General features: G+C 67.9%; 12 protein-coding genes. 5 read left to right on the forward strand and 7 right to left on the reverse strand.

The annotated features are described in order from the left end of the window. Nucleotides 1–63 precede the first annotated feature (63 nt). A complete protein-coding gene (gene gyrA / locus ABSL23_RS10085; protein WP_353633636.1) occupies nucleotides 64–2556 on the reverse strand; it encodes a DNA gyrase subunit A in 2493 nt (830 codons plus the stop codon). A 1-nt stretch (nucleotide 2557) separates the two neighbouring features. After that, a complete protein-coding gene (gyrB, locus tag ABSL23_RS10090) occupies nucleotides 2558–4477 on the reverse strand; it encodes a DNA topoisomerase (ATP-hydrolyzing) subunit B (RefSeq protein WP_353633637.1) in 1920 nt (639 codons plus the stop codon). Between the two features lie 165 nt (nucleotides 4478–4642). Here gyrB and ABSL23_RS10095 point away from each other — a divergent pair, with 165 nt between their 5' ends. Next, a complete protein-coding gene (locus ABSL23_RS10095) occupies nucleotides 4643–7045 on the forward strand; it encodes a DNA topoisomerase VI subunit B (RefSeq protein ID WP_353633638.1) in 2403 nt (800 codons plus the stop codon). After that, on the forward strand, nucleotides 7042–8151 hold the full coding sequence (locus ABSL23_RS10100; RefSeq protein ID WP_353633639.1) for a DNA topoisomerase IV subunit A: 1110 nt from the start codon (nucleotides 7042–7044) through the stop codon (nucleotides 8149–8151). The genes ABSL23_RS10095 and ABSL23_RS10100 overlap by 4 nt, the downstream gene beginning before the upstream one ends. Nucleotides 8152–8157: 6 nt before the next feature. On the opposite strand, the gene ABSL23_RS10105 is transcribed toward ABSL23_RS10100, so the two are convergent. Both ABSL23_RS10105 and ligA read right to left on the reverse strand, forming a co-directional pair. Continuing rightward, complete coding sequence (locus ABSL23_RS10105; protein ID WP_353633640.1) at nucleotides 8158–8943, reverse strand: HAD-IIA family hydrolase; 786 nt, start codon at nucleotides 8941–8943, stop codon at nucleotides 8158–8160. Between the two features lie 39 nt (nucleotides 8944–8982). Next, nucleotides 8983–10650, reverse strand: coding sequence for an ATP-dependent DNA ligase LigA (ligA, locus tag ABSL23_RS10110; RefSeq protein ID WP_353633641.1), 1668 nt, complete (start codon nucleotides 10648–10650; stop codon nucleotides 8983–8985). A 94-nt stretch (nucleotides 10651–10744) separates the two neighbouring features. On the opposite strand from ligA, the gene ABSL23_RS10115 reads away from it, so the two are divergent. Beyond that, entirely contained in the window at nucleotides 10745–12274 is a 1530-nt protein-coding gene (locus ABSL23_RS10115) for a hypothetical protein (RefSeq protein WP_353633642.1), read from the forward strand. 62 nt (nucleotides 12275–12336) lie between these two features. Here the strand turns inward: ABSL23_RS10115 and psmB are convergent, their stop codons facing one another. Both psmB and ABSL23_RS10125 read right to left on the reverse strand, forming a co-directional pair. Beyond that, on the reverse strand, nucleotides 12337–13068 hold the full coding sequence (gene psmB / locus ABSL23_RS10120) for an archaeal proteasome endopeptidase complex subunit beta (RefSeq protein ID WP_059056480.1): 732 nt from the start codon (nucleotides 13066–13068) through the stop codon (nucleotides 12337–12339). Between the two features lie 96 nt (nucleotides 13069–13164). Further along, complete coding sequence (locus ABSL23_RS10125; RefSeq protein ID WP_353633643.1) at nucleotides 13165–13338, reverse strand: hypothetical protein; 174 nt, start codon at nucleotides 13336–13338, stop codon at nucleotides 13165–13167. A gap of 252 nt (nucleotides 13339–13590) precedes the next feature. Here ABSL23_RS10125 and ABSL23_RS10130 point away from each other — a divergent pair, with 252 nt between their 5' ends. Continuing rightward, a complete protein-coding gene (locus ABSL23_RS10130; protein WP_059056481.1) occupies nucleotides 13591–13968 on the forward strand; it encodes a DUF555 domain-containing protein in 378 nt (125 codons plus the stop codon). Nucleotides 13969–14009: 41 nt separating this feature from the next. Continuing rightward, nucleotides 14010–14549 (forward strand): CBS domain-containing protein, encoded by a 540-nt coding sequence (locus ABSL23_RS10135; protein WP_059056482.1) that lies wholly within the window; start codon nucleotides 14010–14012, stop codon nucleotides 14547–14549. Here the strand turns inward: ABSL23_RS10135 and purM are convergent. After that, nucleotides 14546–15532, reverse strand: a complete 987-nt coding sequence (gene purM / locus ABSL23_RS10140; RefSeq protein WP_353633644.1) for a phosphoribosylformylglycinamidine cyclo-ligase — start codon at nucleotides 15530–15532, stop codon at nucleotides 14546–14548. The genes ABSL23_RS10135 and purM overlap by 4 nt on opposite strands. Nucleotides 15533–15558 lie beyond the last annotated feature (26 nt).

Genomic DNA, 15558 nt, shown 5'->3' on the forward strand with positions numbered 1-15558 from the left:
GGTTCCTACGCAGTCGCAACCGCTCCCACTCGGTGGGAATCCGCGGAAAAAGTTACGTGGAAGCTACTCCTCGCTCGCCTCGTCCTCGTCGCTCTCGCTGGGCCGGTAGACGGAGACGGCGGCGACCTCGTCGCCGGCCTCGACGTCCATCACTTTCACGCCCTTCGTGTTCCGGCCGACCGTCGAAATCTCGTCGACGGGGAGCCGGATAATCTGGCCGGCCTCGCTCATCGCGACGAGGTTGTCGTCGTCGCTGACCGTGTCCAGGGAGACGACGTTGCCGTTGCGCTCGCCGGTCTTGATGTCCACCAGTCCCTTGCCGTTCCGGGACTGCTTGCGGTACTCCGACAGCGGCGTGCGCTTCCCGTAGCCGTACTCCGTGACGGTCAGGAGGGTGCGCTCGTCGTCGGGTTCGACCGGCGCGAGGCCCGCGACCTTGTCGTCGCCTTCGAGGTCCATCCCGCGGACGCCGCGGGCGTTGCGGCCCATCGCGCGGACGTCCGTCTCGTCGAACCGAATCGCCATCCCGTGCTCGCTGCCGAGCACGACGTCGTGGCTACCGTCCGTGACCTCGACGTCGGCGAGCTCGTCGCCGTCCTCGAGGCTGATGGCGATGATGCCCGTCGAGCGGATGTTCTCGAACTCGCCGACGGTGGTGCGCTTCACGTAGCCGTGGCGGGTCGCCATCGTGAGGTACTCGTCGTCGCTCTCGAAGTCGAGGTCGTCGGCGGTGACGACCGCGGAAATCTCCTCGTCGTCGTCGAGGTCGAGGATGTTCACGGCGGAGGTGCCCCGCGCCGTGCGGGACATCTCCGGCACCTGGTGGACCTTCAGGCGGTAGACCTGCCCCTGGTTCGTGAAGCAGAGGAGGTAGTCGTGCGTGCTCGCGGTGAACACCGCTGAGACGCGGTCCTCGTCTTTGAGGTCGGTGCCGATGATGCCCTTCCCGCCGCGGTGCTGGGCGTCGAAGGTGTCCGCGGGCACGCGCTTGATGTAGTCGCTCTCGGAGAGCACGACCACGACGTCCTCCTCGGGAATGAGGTCCTCGTCGGTGACCGTGCCCGTGTCCTCGATGAACGACGTGCGGCGCTCGTCGGCGTACTCGTCTTTGATGTCCCGCAGTTCGTCCTTGATGACTGAGAGGAGTTCCTCCTCGCTACCCAGAATCTCCTCCAAGCGCTCGATGCGGTCGGTGACCTCCTCGTACTCGGATTCGATTTCCGCGGCCTCCATCGACGTGAGGCTGCCGAGCTGCATCCGGACGATGTGGTCGGCTTGGGCCTGCGTGAACCCGAAGTCGTCCTTGAGCGCCTCCTTGGCGTCGTCGCGGTCTTCGGCGTTCTGGATGGTCTCGACCACGTCGTCGGCCTGCTCTAGGGCTTTGAGGCGGCCTTCGAGGATGTGCGCTCGGTCCTCTGCCTCCGCGAGGTCGTGCTCGCTGCGCCGCCGCACCACTTCCTTGCGGTGGGCGACGTATTCCTCGAGCATCTCCTTGAGCGTGAGGACCTTCGGCTGGCCGTCCACGAGCGCGAGGTTGATGACGCCGAACGTGCGCTCCAGGTGGGACTCCAGCAGGTGGTTCTCCACGACGTCCGTGTTCGCGTTCCGCTTGAGTTCGACGACGATGCGGATGCCGTTGCGGTCGGACTCGTCGCGGAGGTCGCGCACGCCGTCGAGGTCGCCGTCGCGGACGTCGTCGGCGATTCGCTCGACGAGCTTCGACTTGTTCTGCTGGTAGGGCAGTTCCGTGATGACGATGCTGTCGCTGGAGTCGCCCTCCTCGACGTGGTACTCGGCGCGCACCCGGACGCGGCCCCGTCCCGTCTGGTAGGCCTGCTTGACGTCCGAGCGCCCGACGATGTTGCCCGCGGTCGGGAAGTCCGGCCCCTTCACGTGGTCCATCAGGTCCACGACCGTGCAGTCGGGGTTGTCGATGAGGTGGACGGTCGCGTCGATGACCTCGCCGAGGTTGTGCGGCGGGACGTTCGTCGACATCCCGACCGCGATGCCCGACGAGCCGTTCACGAGCAGGTTCGGGAACGCCGACGGCAGCACCTCGGGCTCGGTCAGGCGGTCGTCGTAGTTCGACTGGAAATCGACGGTGTCCTTCTCGATGTCCGTCAGCAGCTCCTCCGCGATAGACGCCATGCGGGCCTCCGTGTACCGCATCGCGGCCGCGGGGTCGCCGTCCACGCTGCCGAAGTTCCCCTGGCCGTCCACGAGCGGGTACCGCATCGAGAAGTCCTGTGCCATCCGCACGAGCGCGTCGTAGATGGCGGAGTCGCCGTGCGGGTGGTAGTCGCCCATCGTGTCCCCGACGATGTTCGAGGACTTCCGGTGGCTGGAACCGCTGGAGACGCCCGCCTCGTGCATCGCGTAGAGGATGCGGCGGTGGACGGGCTTGAGGCCGTCCCGGACGTCCGGGAGCGCCCGGCCCGCGATGACGCTCATCGCGTAGTCGATGTACGACTGTTCCATCTCCTCGTCCACGCGGACGTTCTTCACGCGGTCTGCGACCTCGTCGGGTGCGTCTGGGTCTGGTGCGTCCGAACTCATGTTAGATGTCCACCCACTCTGCGTCCGTGGCGTGGTCCTGGATGAACTGCTTGCGCGGCTCGACGGCGTCCCCCATCAGCACGGAGAACATCTTGTCCGCGGCGGCGGCGTCCTCGACGGTGATGCGCTTGAGGATGCGGTTCTCGGGGTCCATCGTGGTGTCCCAGAGCTGCTGGGGGTTCATCTCCCCGAGGCCCTTGAACCGCTGGACCTGCGTCGGGTTGCCGTCGCACTTCTCCTCGATGATGCGTTCGCGCTCCTCCTCGGTCATCGCGTCGTAGGTGTTCCCGCGGTACCGGATGCGGTACAGCGGCGGCTGGGCGGCGTACACGTAGCCGGCCTCCAGCAGCGGCTTCATGTGCCGGTAGAAGAACGTGAGCAGGAGCGTGCGGATGTGCGCGCCGTCGACGTCGGCGTCGGTCATCATCACGATCTTCTTGTACCGGATGTCGTCGATGTCGAACTCGTCGCCGATGCCGGTGCCGAGCGCGGTGATGATGTGTCGAATCTCGTCGTGTTCGAGAATCCGGTCGAGGCGGTGCTTCTCGACGTTCAGAATCTTCCCGCCGAGCGGGAGAATCGCCTGGAACTCGGGGTTGCGGCCCTGCTTGGCGGAGCCGCCCGCGGAGTCGCCCTCCACGATGAACAGTTCGGCGTCGTCGGGGTCTTTCGTCTGGCAGTCAGCGAGCTTCCCGGGGAGGCTCGTCGAGGAGAGAGCGGACTTGCGCCGCGTCAGCTCCTCGGCCTTCTTCGCGGCCTTCCGGGCCTTCGCGGCCTCGACGGCCTTCCGGACGACGGCCTCGGCGGTGTCGGGGTTCTCCTCGAAGTACGTGCCCAGTCCCTCGTGGACCGTGCCCTCGACGATGCCCCGGACCTCGCTGTTGCCGAGCTTGGTCTTCGTCTGCCCCTCGAACTGCGGGTCGGGGTGTTTCACGGAGACGACCGCGGTGAGCCCCTCGCGGATGTCCTCGCCCGTGAGGTTCTCGCCGTCGAGCTCCCCGAGCAGGTTGTGCTCGTTGGCGTAGTCGTTGACCGTGCGCGTGAGCGCGGTCTTGAACCCCGTGAGGTGGGTGCCGCCCTCGCGGGTGTTGATGTTGTTCGCGAACGCGTGCGTCGAGGACTGGAGGTCGTCGGTCGCCTGCATCGCGATTTCGACCTGAATGCCGTCCTCCTCGCTCTCGAAGTAGATGACGTCCTCGTGGAGCGCCTGCCGGCTCTCGTTGAGGTACTCGACGAACTCGCGGATGCCGCCCTCGTACTCGAACGTCGAGGACTGCGACTCGTCGCCGCGCTCGTCGGTGAGCGTGATTTCGACGCCGGAGTTCAGGAAGGCCAGCTCGCGCAGGCGGTTCTCGAGCGTGGAGTAGTCGAACTCCAGCGTCTCGAAGATGTCGGCGTCCGGGCGGAACCGAATCAGCGTCCCGGTCTCGTCGTCGCCGACGTCGTCGATTCGTTCGAGGTCCGTGACGGGTTCACCGTGCTCGAACTTCTCGCGGTACTTCCCGCCCTCGCGGGAGACCTCGACCGCGAGGCGCTCGGAGAGCGCGTTCACGACGGAGACGCCGACGCCGTGGAGCCCGCCGGAGACCTGGTAGGACTTCGCGTCGAACTTCCCGCCGGCGTGCAGGACGGTGAGGATGACCTCGACCGCGGGGCGGTCGTACTCCTCGTGGGTGTCTATGGGGATGCCGCGACCGTCGTCCTCCACGCTGACCGAGCCGTCCTCGTGGAGCGTCACCTCGATGTGGTCGCAGTATCCGGCCAGTGCTTCGTCGATTGAGTTGTCCACGACCTCGTAGACGAGATGATGGAGGCCACGAGCGTCAGTGGACCCGATGTACATCGCCGGCCGCTTCTGGACGGCTTCCAGCCCCTCCAGAACCTGGATTTGGCCAGCGCTGTACTCGCTTTGGTCAGACATGAACGTTGCATCTCCCTAGGCTCCCCGTCGGTAAAAAAGACTCGCACGCGTGCGCGCGAAAACCCCGCGATTGTCTTGCGTTCGTCTGCCGTCGCGCGTTCAGTTTCACTTTCACCCCGCACACCGCTGGGGTTTTACCCGCCGAACGGGAACTACGGGTATCGAATGACGTCCTTCCAGTCGACGCTCGGCGAGGAGGAGGGCATCGCGGAGGAGCTCGCCGCGAGCCAGCGCGAGATCTCCATCGCCGAGTTCTTCGAGAAGAACAAGCACATGCTCGGCTTCGACAGCGGAGCCCGAGGGCTGGTCACGGCCGTCAAGGAGGCCGTGGACAACGCCCTCGACGCCACCGAGGAGGCCGGCATCCTCCCGGACATCTACGTCGAAATCGAGGAGGGCCGCGACTACTACACCCTCGTCGTCGAGGACAACGGGCCGGGCATCACGAAAGAACAGATTCCGAAAATCTTCGGGAAGCTGCTGTACGGCTCCCGGTTCCACGCCCGCGAGCAGAGCCGCGGGCAGCAGGGCATCGGCATCTCCGCGGCCGTCCTCTACTCCCAATTGACCTCGGGGAAGCCGGTGCGCATCGAGAGCCGCACGCAGGACTCCGGCGTGTCGAACTACTACGAGCTCATCATCGACACGGACACCAACGAGCCCGAAATCAGTGTGGAGAAGGAACTCTCCGCGGCGGAGAGCGACCTCCGCGGCACGCACGGCACGCGCATCGAGATGGACCTCGAAGCGAACATGCGCGCCCGCGGCCAGCTCCACGACTACGTCAAGCACACCGCGGTCGTCAACCCCCACGCGCGCATCGAACTGCAGGAGCCGAAGGGCGAAATCAAGGCCGAGCGCGCCGAGGGCGCCGGCCTCCCCGAGGAAACCGAGGAGATTCGCCCCCACCCCCACGGGGTCGAACTCGGGACGCTCATCAAGATGCTCGGCGACACGGATTCGCACTCCGTCTCGGGGTTCCTCCAGTCGGAGTTCACGCGCGTCGGGAAGAAGACCGCCGACGGCATCGTGGACGCGTTCCGCGACCGCCACTACGGCCGCGAGCTGCGGTGGCGACCACCGGGCATCGACGCCGAGACCGACCTCGAAGCCGCCGTGGTGGACGCCGTCTCGAACAAGGGCGCCGACGACACCGCGGCGTTCGCCGAGCGGGTCGCCGACGCCGTCGAAGACGCGGAGCGCGTCGCGTACTCGGAACTCGAAGCGCTCGTCGCCGACGCCGCCGAAGCGTCCGAGGAGTCCTCCGGGACGACGTTCGGCGACACTGTGCAGGAGCACGTCGTCGACGCGGTGTGGGACGCGCTCACTGAGGACCGCGCGGCCGACGTGTTCGTCGCGGTGGACGCCGCGACCACCACGCAGAAAGACGACGCGACGGTGCGCGGGCTCGCCGAGCGCATCGCCGACAAGTTCGGCAGCGACACGCCCCGCGACCGCGTGACCCGCGCCGAACTCGCCGAGTTCGTCCACCGCGCCGCGGAGATGACCGAGGAAGTCGAGGACGCGACCGTCGGCGACACCGCGCGCGAGAACGTCGTCGAGGAACTCTGGTCGGACATGGCGACGGTGCCCGACGACCTGCCGAAGACCAAGGACGTGGCGGCCGACCGCGACACCGCCAGCGAACTGCTGGACGCGATGGCGAGCGTGGACGTGATGGCGCCGCCGACCTCCTGCCTGTCGCCCATCAAGGCCGACCTCGTTGAAGCGGGGCTCCGCAAGGAGTTCGACGCCGAGTTCTACTCGGCGGCCACCCGGGACGCCGAGGTCCACGGCGGCGACCCGTTCATCGTGGAGGCCGGCATCGCGTACGGCGGCGAACTCGAAGACCAGGGCGGCGTCGATCTGCTGCGGTTCGCGAACCGCGTGCCGCTGGTCTACCAGCGCGGCGCCTGTGCGACGACGAACGTCGTCAAGGACATCGGCTGGCGGAACTACAACCTCGACCAGCCCGGCGGCAGCGGCCTCCCGCAGGGTCCCGCCGTCATCATGGTCCACGTCGCCTCGACGAACGTGCCGTTCACCAGCGAATCCAAGGACGCCGTGGCGTCCGTCGAGGAAATCGAGGACGAGATCGAGCTGGCGGTCCGGGAGGCCGCCCGCGACCTCAAGTCGTTCCTGAACAAGCGCCAGTCGATGCGCAAGCGCCAGCAGAAGCAGAACGTCATCATGGACATCCTCCCCACGATGGCCGAGAAGGTCTCGGACATGACCGACAACGAGCCCCTCGACGTCGAGGACTCGCTGGCGCGCATCATGAACAACGTCCTCGTCGAGCGCGACCTCGACGGCGACGAGGTGACGCTGCGCGTCGAGAACCACGGCGACACCGCCGCGGACGTCGACGTCACCGACATCGTCACCGCCGAACCCGCCGACCCCACCGACGGGAACGTCGTGGAGATGGACGGCGAGTGGTTCGTGAAGTGGTCGCCGTCGGTCTCCGGCGGCGACACCGCGGAGCTGACGTACAGCGTGGACGACGACGCGGAGTTCGACCTCTCCGTGCAGGGCGTCGAGGACGCCCGCCTCACCATCAACCAATGAGCGACGCAAACACCCCAGACACGCCGAAGGGCGACGACGCCCGCGACCAGCTCGTCGAGCTGGCCGAACAGTTCTACGACCAGTTCGCGGACGGGTCGGTCCCGAAGATGACCCTGCCCACGCGCTCGAAGTCCAACATCGAGTACGACGACGACTCCGACGTGTGGGTGTACGGCGACCGCACGAGCACGCGCTCGGCGAACTCCGTGCGGGGCGCGCGCAAGCTGTTGAAGTCCATCTACACCATCGACTTCCTCGCCCAGCAGCTCGACGAGGACCGCTCTTCGACGCTGCGTGAACTGTACTACCTCTCGGAGTCCTGGGACGAGGAGGAAGCCCAGTTCAACGACCAGAGCGAGTCCGACAAGCTCGTCGAGGACCTCGAAATCGTCTCCGGCGTGAAGCGCGAGGACTTCCACATGCGTCCCGAGGAGTCCGGCGCGAAGGTGATGGGGCCGCTGCGCATCCGCGAGCAGACCAACCGCGGCGACCGCGAGATTCACTGCCAGGACGACGTCGGGCAGGGCGGCTACCAGATTCCGAACAACCCCGACACCATCGAGTTCCTGGACTGCGACGCGGAGTTCGTGATGTGCGTGGAGACCGGCGGGATGCGCGACCGCCTCGTCGAGAACGGCTTCGACGACGAGTACGACTGTCTGGTCGTCCACCTCGGCGGTCAGCCCGCGCGGGCGACCCGCCGCCTGACCAAGCGCCTCCACGACGAACTCGGCCTCCCCATCACCGTGTTCACTGACGGCGACCCGTGGTCGTACCGCATCTTCGGCTCCGTCTCCTACGGCTCCATCAAGTCCGCGCACCTCTCGGAGTACCTCGCCACCCCGGAAGCGCAGTTCGTCGGTATCCGCCCGCAGGACATCGTCGACTACGACCTGCCGACGGACCCGCTCAGCGACTCCGACGTGAACGCCCTCGAGTCCGAACTGGAGGACCCGCGCTTCCAGAGCGACTTCTGGACCGAACAGATCGAACTCCAGTTGGACATCGACAAGAAGGCCGAACAGCAGGCGCTTGCCTCCCGCGGCCTCGACTTCGTCACCGACACCTACCTGCCCGAGCGCCTCGACGAGATGGGCGTCATCTAGTCGGTTCTATTCTCCGGCCAGCAGGCCCGGGACGTCCGAGAGCGAGTCCAGCACGTAGTCCGGCTCGACGTCGCTGTCCGCGAGGTCCGCGTCGGTGCTGACGCCCGTGCGAACTAGGACCGTGGTCATCCCCGTGCGTTCGCCCATCGAGACGTCCGTGTCGAGGCGGTCGCCGACGAGCACGCACTCGTCGGTCGGGACGCCGAGGCGGTCGGCGGCGAGGCGCGCGGTCGTCGCCGACGGCTTCCCCAGCACCGCGTCGGGCTCGCGTTCAGTGACGCCCGCGACCGCGCGGATGATGGCTCCCGACCCCGGCGAGCGACCGTCTTCTGTGGGAATCGTGGCGTCGCGGTCCGTGCCGACGAGCGCCGTCTCGTCGTCGAGCGCGTCGATGGCGGCCTGCAGGTCGCGGTAGTGGAACTCGCGGTGGTAGCCCGCGACGACCACTTCTGCCGTTTCGGGGTCGTCGGTCAGCGCCACGCCAGCGTCCCGCAGTTGGTCCACGATGGAGGCTTCCGCAATCGGGAACGCGGGTTCGCCGGCGTGGTTCTCGCGGAGGTACGCGACCGTCGCGTCCGTGGACGTGAGCACGTCCTCGGCGGCCGCGTCGATGCCCAGCTCGCGCAGCCGCGCGGCGTACTCGCGAGGCGCAACGGTGGGGTTGTTCGTCAGGAAGAGCACGCGGTCGAGGCGCTCCCGGAGCGCCGTGACTGCGTCGGCCGCGCCCGGCAGCAGCGTCTCGCCGCGGAGGACGGTGCCGTCGAGGTCCACGACGGCGCCACGAACGTTCATACCACTCCTTGCGCGGCTGGCGTGTTCAACGCACCGCCGTCAGCCCTGCTGCTCGGCGAGGCGTTCGACGCGCTCGATGGTGTCGGAGTTCTCCGGCGGCTTGTCCTCGCGGACGGTGACGAACCGCGGGAACCGGAGCGCGTACCCCGACTCGTAGGTCGGCGACGTCTGAATCTCCTCGTAGCCGACCTCGAAGACGACGGCGGGTTCGAGGTCCACTTCCTGGCCGTCCTCCGAGCGGATGTGCGGCTCCAGGAGGTCCGTGAGGTCCGCGAGTTCCTCGTCGGTGATGCCGGTGGCGACCTTCCCGATAGTCGCGTACTCGCCGGTTTCCTCGTCGCGCGCGGACAGCACGAACGTCCCGAGGAACGACGCGCGCCGGCCCTCGCCCCACTCCGCGCCAGTCACGACCAGGTCCAGCGTCTCCACGTCGGGCTTGCGTTTGAGCCAGTGCTTCCCGCGGTCGCCGGGCGTGTACGCCGCCTCGGGGTCTTTCAGCATGATGCCCTCGTGGCCGGCTTCGAGCGCGCGCTCCTCGAAGGCCGCAATCTCGTCGGCGTCGTCCGTGACCAGAATCTCGGAGACCGCCGAGTCGTCGTCCACCACCTCGCGGAGGCGCCGGTGGCGCTCGCGGAACGGCTCGTCGAGCAGGTCCTCCCCGCCCGCGTGCAGGCAGTCGAAGGCGTTCAGTTCGACGCGAATCTCGTCGCGCATCTGCTCGACGTCGTGCTTGCGGCGGAAGCGCTTGAGAATCTCCTGGAACGGCAGCGGGCTCCCGTCGTCGTCGACCGCAACCGCCTCCCCGTCCAAGATGACGGGCGCCTCGACGTGATCCTCGACGAACTCCACGAGCTCCGGGAGCGCGTCCGTCACGTCCTCCATGTTCCGCGAGTACAGCGACACCTCGTCGCCGTCCCAGTGGACCTGGACGCGCGCGCCGTCGAACTTCGTCTCCACGGCGGCCTCCTCCCACTCGTCGAGGGCGTCGGTGACCGTGCCGGCCTGCGCGAGCATCGCCTGCACGGGCCGCCCGACTTCCAGGTGTAGCTCGTCGAGGCCCTCGACGCCCTCGTCGCGGGCCGTCACCGCCACGAGCCCGTAGTCGTTCGACACCTGGAGCGCGCGCTGGACGCCCTCCACGGGCACGTCGAACGCCTCAGCGATTGCGTCCCGGACCGCGCCCTCGCCGACGCCGATGCGCATCTCCCCGAGCACGAGCCGCGCGAGGTATCGTGCTTCCTCGCCCGAGCAGTCGTTGAACAGCCCGAAGAGGAGGGTGACTTTCTCGTCCTGGCTGCCGTCGCCCTCGGCGGCTGCGAGCGCGGTCAAGTCCTCGTACACCTCGGCGACGGTCAGGTCGTCGTCGCCGCTGTCCGCCGCGAACGCGCCCAGTCCCGCCTGTCCGCCGAGGTCGAGGTTCGCAGCGACCTCGCCGATGTCACCCGTCTCGGCGAGCCGGTCCTCGACGTCCTCGACGGTGACGTTCGTGGACGCCGCGCGCGCCAGCGCCTCGTAGCAGAGCCGCGGCCCAATGTCGAGTTTCGTCTCCGAGTGCGCCGGGAACACCCGCCCCTGGACGAACCGCGCGACCACCGCGAGGTCGTCGCCGGCCTCGCCGAACAGGGCCGCGACCTTCGCGACGACGTCGAGGTCCGCGTCCGTCGCCTCGATGTCGGCGGCGTGCGCGGCGAACGAACCGAATTCCATTACCGTCCGGTAGCCAGTTCCCGCAGTTAAAACGCGCGAACCGCGCTCACCCACCCACCGCGCTTATTAGGCGCGGGGCGACAAACCCCACGCCATGACAGGCCCGGACCTCGTGGAGCGAGTGCGCGACACCCTGAACGTGGACGCCGAGGCGTTCCAACAGCAGGTCCGCGAGGACGCCGAGGTCGTGAAAGCCGAAATCGCCGCCGGCACGTTCGACAACCCGCAGGCAATCGTCGGCCTCGAGTACGAGTTCTACGCGGTCAACGACGAGGGCTCGCTGGCGCGCGTCCCCCGTCGCGTCTTGGAGTTCGTCGGCTTCGAGAAGGAACTGGGCCTCCACAACGCGGAGATGACGACCAGCCCCCAGCCGCTGAACGAGCACGGGCTGCGTGCCCAGGAGATGGAAGTGCGGGCGAACCTCGACGCCGCCGAGGGGCCGATGGACGCGGAGGGCCTGCACCTCGTCAGCGACGGCATGTGGACGATACCGCCGGAGGGCGAGACCGCCCGCGACTACCTCACGGACAGCGTCTCCCGGGACGGCGTCGAAATCGCGACGAACATGTCGGCGTCCGCGCGCTACCACGCGATGGCCAACACCGACCAGCCCGCGGGGATGCGACTGGACGCCCCGCACGTCTCCCTGGAGGCGGACACGGTGATGCCGGAGGCGCTCATCACGTCCATCCAGCCCCACTACCAGGTCCCGCAGGCGGTGGACCTCCCCACCTACTTCCGGTACGCGCTGCGGTTCGCGGCGCCGCTTTTGGCGCTGTGCGTGAACTCGCCGCTGTTCCCGCCGGACCTCTACGACGACGACGCCACGCCCGAGGAGATTCTCGTGGACGGCTGGCAGGAGTCCCGCATCGACGTGTTCGAGACCGTGCTGAACGTCCCCGGCGAGCAGCAGAAGGTCCGGTTCCCCGACGACTTCGAGAGCGTCGAGGACGCCGTCGACCGCGTCGCCGCGGACAACACCATCGTCCCGATGCCCGTCTCGGAGGGCGGGCGCTTCGACGACGAGTTCGCGCACTGGCGGCGCAAGCACGGCACGTTCTGGCGGTGGGTGCGCCCGGTGTTCGGCGGCTCCTCGAAGGAGAACGCCAACGCCCGCATCGAGTTCCGCCCCATCGCCGGCCAGCCGACCGTCCGGGACACCATCGCGGTGCAGGCGGCGTTCGCGGGCCTGCTGGAGAACCTCCCGCGGACCGAACACCCCCTCTACGACCTCGACTGGGAGACGGCCCGCGAGAGCTTCTACGACGCCGCGCGCAACGGCCTCGGTGCGGACCTCGCGTGGATTACCAGCGACGGCGACCGTACCGAGGACACCGAGGAACTCTACGCGGACCTCTTCGAGCAGGCCGAGGCCGGCCTGCGGCGGCGCGGCCTCTCGAACGAGCAGGCCGCGAAGTACCTGTGGCCGCTGCGCCAGCGCGCCCGCCACGAGACCACGCCCGCGTCGTGGAAGCGCGAGCGCGTGCGCAGCGCGCTCTACGAGGGCAACTCCTTCGAGAACGCAGTGTACGCGATGCAGTGCGAGTACTTCGAGAAGCAACGCGAGACGCTTTTGGACGGGAGCTTCGCGGACTGGCTCGGCCGGGGCGACAACCTCGACTGACCGCGGACGCGCCGCTGGCGAGCGTGAGAAAAACGGAGGAGAGGGAGACGAAGCGGCGGCCGTTACAGGACGTCGTCGACGTCCTTGTGGCCGATAATCTCGACGTTCTCGCGCGTGATCTTCGTGACGTGGATGCCGTTTCCGGAGGCGGTGTCGCGCTCGCTGGCGGAGTCGATGGCCTGTGCGGCCACCTGGACGGCCTCGTCGGTGGTGAGGTCGTCGGTGAACTCCTGTTCGAGGACACCGAGCGCGTACGGCATACCCGAGCCCTGCGCGGTGTAGGTGTCCGAGAGCGAGCTGCCCGACGGGTCGAGGCTGAAGACGTGGCCGCCCTCGTCGTCGACGCCGCCCAGAATCGGGACGACGCGGAAGAACGGGCCGCCGCGGAGGAGGTTCGACGCCATCGTCGCGAGCGCGTTGATGGACATGTACTCGCCGCGGCGGGCCTCGTAGAGGTTCGCTTCCGCGCGCAGCGACCGGATGAAGCTCTGGGCGCCGCCGACGGAGCCGGACATCGAGAGCGCCGCGTTGGGCTGAATCTCCTCGACCTTCTGGACGTCCTTGTTGGAGACGACGCGGCCGCCGAGGCTCGCGCGCATGTCGGAGGCCATCACGACGCCGTCCTCGGTGGTGAGGCCGACGATGGTGGTACCGGTCTTGTTGACGTACTCGTCGTCAGCGCCCGAGTTGCCGTTGTCGGGAAGGGAGCCGACTTCCGGCTCGTAGGGGTTCTGGGTGCCGCCGAACCGCGCCTGGTTCCGGGCGAACTCCGAGCCCTCGTTGCTGTTGAACATTACCAGACGTTACCAGTCCGGGACGGATAAAACCATCTCTTCCGGGGATTCGCGACGCGGGAGAATCAGGTGGTAGCGGCCGTCTCCGCCGGATGTTCAGTTCGCGGCGCGGGCCTTGTACGCCTGCTCGGTGCGCTCGACGAGGCGGCGCACCGGGAGCGTGACGCCGGCGCGGCGAGCGAGCACGGCGACGGGCAGCAACGCGATGCCAACGGCGAGGACGGACTGGTACAGCGTGAACAGCGCGAGTCGGGTGGCGCGGTCGAGCATCGGGATGGTAGCCGCCAAGGCGTATCCGTATAAATACTTTCCGGACGGGCAGACGGCAGTGACCCGCCGCTGTCTTGCGATTATCGGATCGGAGCGTTCGACCGGGACACAGCCCCGCCGCAGTCACCGCGAATCGTAACCGCGCCGTTGCTGGTGCGACACCACTCGATAAGTTATGCCGACGTTTCCCGTCACGTCCGCTCGCGGAGGCCAAACCACAAAGCACGACATTCCGCGCCCCGTTGAACGAGTATGAGCAACTACGTCGTTGCGATGGAAGCCGCGTGGCTGGTCCGTGACGTCGAGAACTCCGACGACGCCATCGGCGTCGCCGTGAGCGAAGCCGGCAAACGACTGAACGACCAAGACCTCGACTACGTCGAAGTCGAGGCCGGCGTCACCACCTGTCCCGCGTGTGGGGAGCCGCTGGACGCCGCGTTCCTCGCGGCGAACACCGCGCTCGTTGGGCTCGTCCTCGAACTCACCGTCTTCAACGCGGACAGCGTCGAGCACGCCGAACGCATCGCCAAGAGCGAGGTCGGCGGCGCGCTCCGCGACGTCCCCCTCGAAGTCATCGAGGTCGTCGAGGAGGGCGGCGAGGAGGGCGAGGCCGAGCGCGACGACGAGTAACCTCCCGAACCTTTATCAATAACTGTCGGTTATTCGGAGGCATGCGTTTGCCGACGCCGAAGGACCTGCGCGAACGGCGCACCTCCCTGGAGCTCACGCAGAGCGAACTCGCCGAGCGCGCGGGCGTCTCACAGCCGCTCATCGCCCGCATCGAGGGCGGCGACGTCGACCCCCGGCTCTCGACGCTGCGCCGCATCGTCGAGGCGCTCGACGAGGCCGAGGGCGACGTCGTCCGCGCGAAGACCCTAATGCACGAGGACGTCATCAGCGTCGCGCCCGACGACGCCGTCAGCGACGCCGTCCAGAAGATGCAGGACGCCGGCTACTCCCAGCTCCCGGTCATCACGAACGGCGTTCCCGTGGGTTCAATCAGCGACAGCGACGTCGTCCACGCCGGCGAGGACGTCGGCGACCACCCCGTCCGGGACGTGATGAGCGAGAGCTTCCCGACCGTCTCCGAGGACGCGACGCTCGAAGAGATTTCGAGCCTGCTGGACCACTACAAGGCCGTGATGGTCACCCACGACGGCGAGACGGTCGGCATCATCACGCAGGCCGACGTGGCGGCGCGTCTCAGCTAGAGTTCGAGCCCGCGAATCGCGACGCTCGACTCCTCGCTCTCCGCGACTTCGCCGATTCTCTCGCCGTCAGTCGCTTCGACGAGCGCGTCGGCGTCCGCCGGGTCGACTGCGGCGACGAACCCGGTGCCCATGTTGAACGTGCGGTGCATTTCCTCGTCGCTGACGTTGCCCGCGTCCTGCACGAACGCGAAGACGTCCTGCGCCGGGAGGGGGTCCGTGACCTCGTAGCGGAACGCGCCCATGCGTTCGAGGTTCGTCCAGCCGCCTCCGGTGACGTGGGCCGCGGCGTGCACGTCGTATTCGTGTAGCGCATCGAGCAGGTACGTGTAGATGCGGGTGGGCTCCAGTAGCGCCTCGCCCACGGTGTCGTAGCCGTCGCCGGGGAACGGCTCGTCGAAGCCGCCGGCGCGGTCTGCCGCCTCCCGCGCGAGCGTGAGGCCGTTCGAGTGGATGCCCGACGACGGGAAGCCGACGAGCACGTCCCCAGCCTGTGCCTCCCCAGCGAGCAAGTCGTCGTCGGTCGCGATGCCGGCCACAGTGCCCGCCAGGTCGAAGTCGTTCACGACCTCCGGCATCACCGCCGTCTCGCCGCCGACGAGCGCGACGCCCGCTTCCTCGGCGCCCGCCGCCAGTCCCTCACCGAGTTCGGCGGTGCGGGCCTCGTCGGGCACGTCCACCGCGAGGTAGTCCACGAACGCCGCGGGCTCGACCCCTGCCGCCACGAGGTCGTTGACGTTCATCGCGATGCAGTCGATGCCGACTGTGGAGTAGTCCTCCACCGCGACCGCCACGAGCAGTTTCGTGCCGACGCCGTCGGTCGCGAGCGCGAGGTACTGGTCGCCGAGGTCCACCAGGCCCGCGTACTCGGTGGTGTCCCCGACCTCGGAGACGGCGCCGACCAGCGCCGCGGTCGCCGCCTCGCTGTCCTCGATGTCCACGCCCGCCTCGGCGTACGTGAGTTCGTCGTCGCTCCCGTCGCTCATACACGAGCGTGCGTATGTCGGGGCGA

It is taken from the genome of Halobacterium sp. NMX12-1 (assembly GCF_040435975.1).
GTDB lineage: Archaea > Halobacteriota > Halobacteria > Halobacteriales > Halobacteriaceae > Halobacterium > Halobacterium hubeiense.

What these genes read in the sequence shown, in the direction of transcription:
- gyrA (WP_353633636.1), bottom strand. Translation starts at nt 2,556, where the DNA reads ATGAGTTCGGACGCACCAGACCCAGACGCACCCGACGAGGTCGCAGAC.
- gyrB (WP_353633637.1), bottom strand. Translation starts at nt 4,477, where the DNA reads ATGTCTGACCAAAGCGAGTACAGCGCTGGCCAAATCCAGGTTCTGGAG.
- ABSL23_RS10095 (WP_353633638.1), top strand. Translation starts at nt 4,643, where the DNA reads ATGACGTCCTTCCAGTCGACGCTCGGCGAGGAGGAGGGCATCGCGGAG.
- ABSL23_RS10100 (WP_353633639.1), top strand. Translation starts at nt 7,042, where the DNA reads ATGAGCGACGCAAACACCCCAGACACGCCGAAGGGCGACGACGCCCGC.
- ABSL23_RS10105 (WP_353633640.1), bottom strand. Translation starts at nt 8,943, where the DNA reads ATGAACGTTCGTGGCGCCGTCGTGGACCTCGACGGCACCGTCCTCCGC.
- ligA (WP_353633641.1), bottom strand. Translation starts at nt 10,650, where the DNA reads ATGGAATTCGGTTCGTTCGCCGCGCACGCCGCCGACATCGAGGCGACG.
- ABSL23_RS10115 (WP_353633642.1), top strand. Translation starts at nt 10,745, where the DNA reads ATGACAGGCCCGGACCTCGTGGAGCGAGTGCGCGACACCCTGAACGTG.
- psmB (WP_059056480.1), bottom strand. Translation starts at nt 13,068, where the DNA reads ATGTTCAACAGCAACGAGGGCTCGGAGTTCGCCCGGAACCAGGCGCGG.
- ABSL23_RS10125 (WP_353633643.1), bottom strand. Translation starts at nt 13,338, where the DNA reads ATGCTCGACCGCGCCACCCGACTCGCGCTGTTCACGCTGTACCAGTCC.
- ABSL23_RS10130 (WP_059056481.1), top strand. Translation starts at nt 13,591, where the DNA reads ATGAGCAACTACGTCGTTGCGATGGAAGCCGCGTGGCTGGTCCGTGAC.
- ABSL23_RS10135 (WP_059056482.1), top strand. Translation starts at nt 14,010, where the DNA reads ATGCGTTTGCCGACGCCGAAGGACCTGCGCGAACGGCGCACCTCCCTG.
- purM (WP_353633644.1), bottom strand. Translation starts at nt 15,532, where the DNA reads ATGAGCGACGGGAGCGACGACGAACTCACGTACGCCGAGGCGGGCGTG.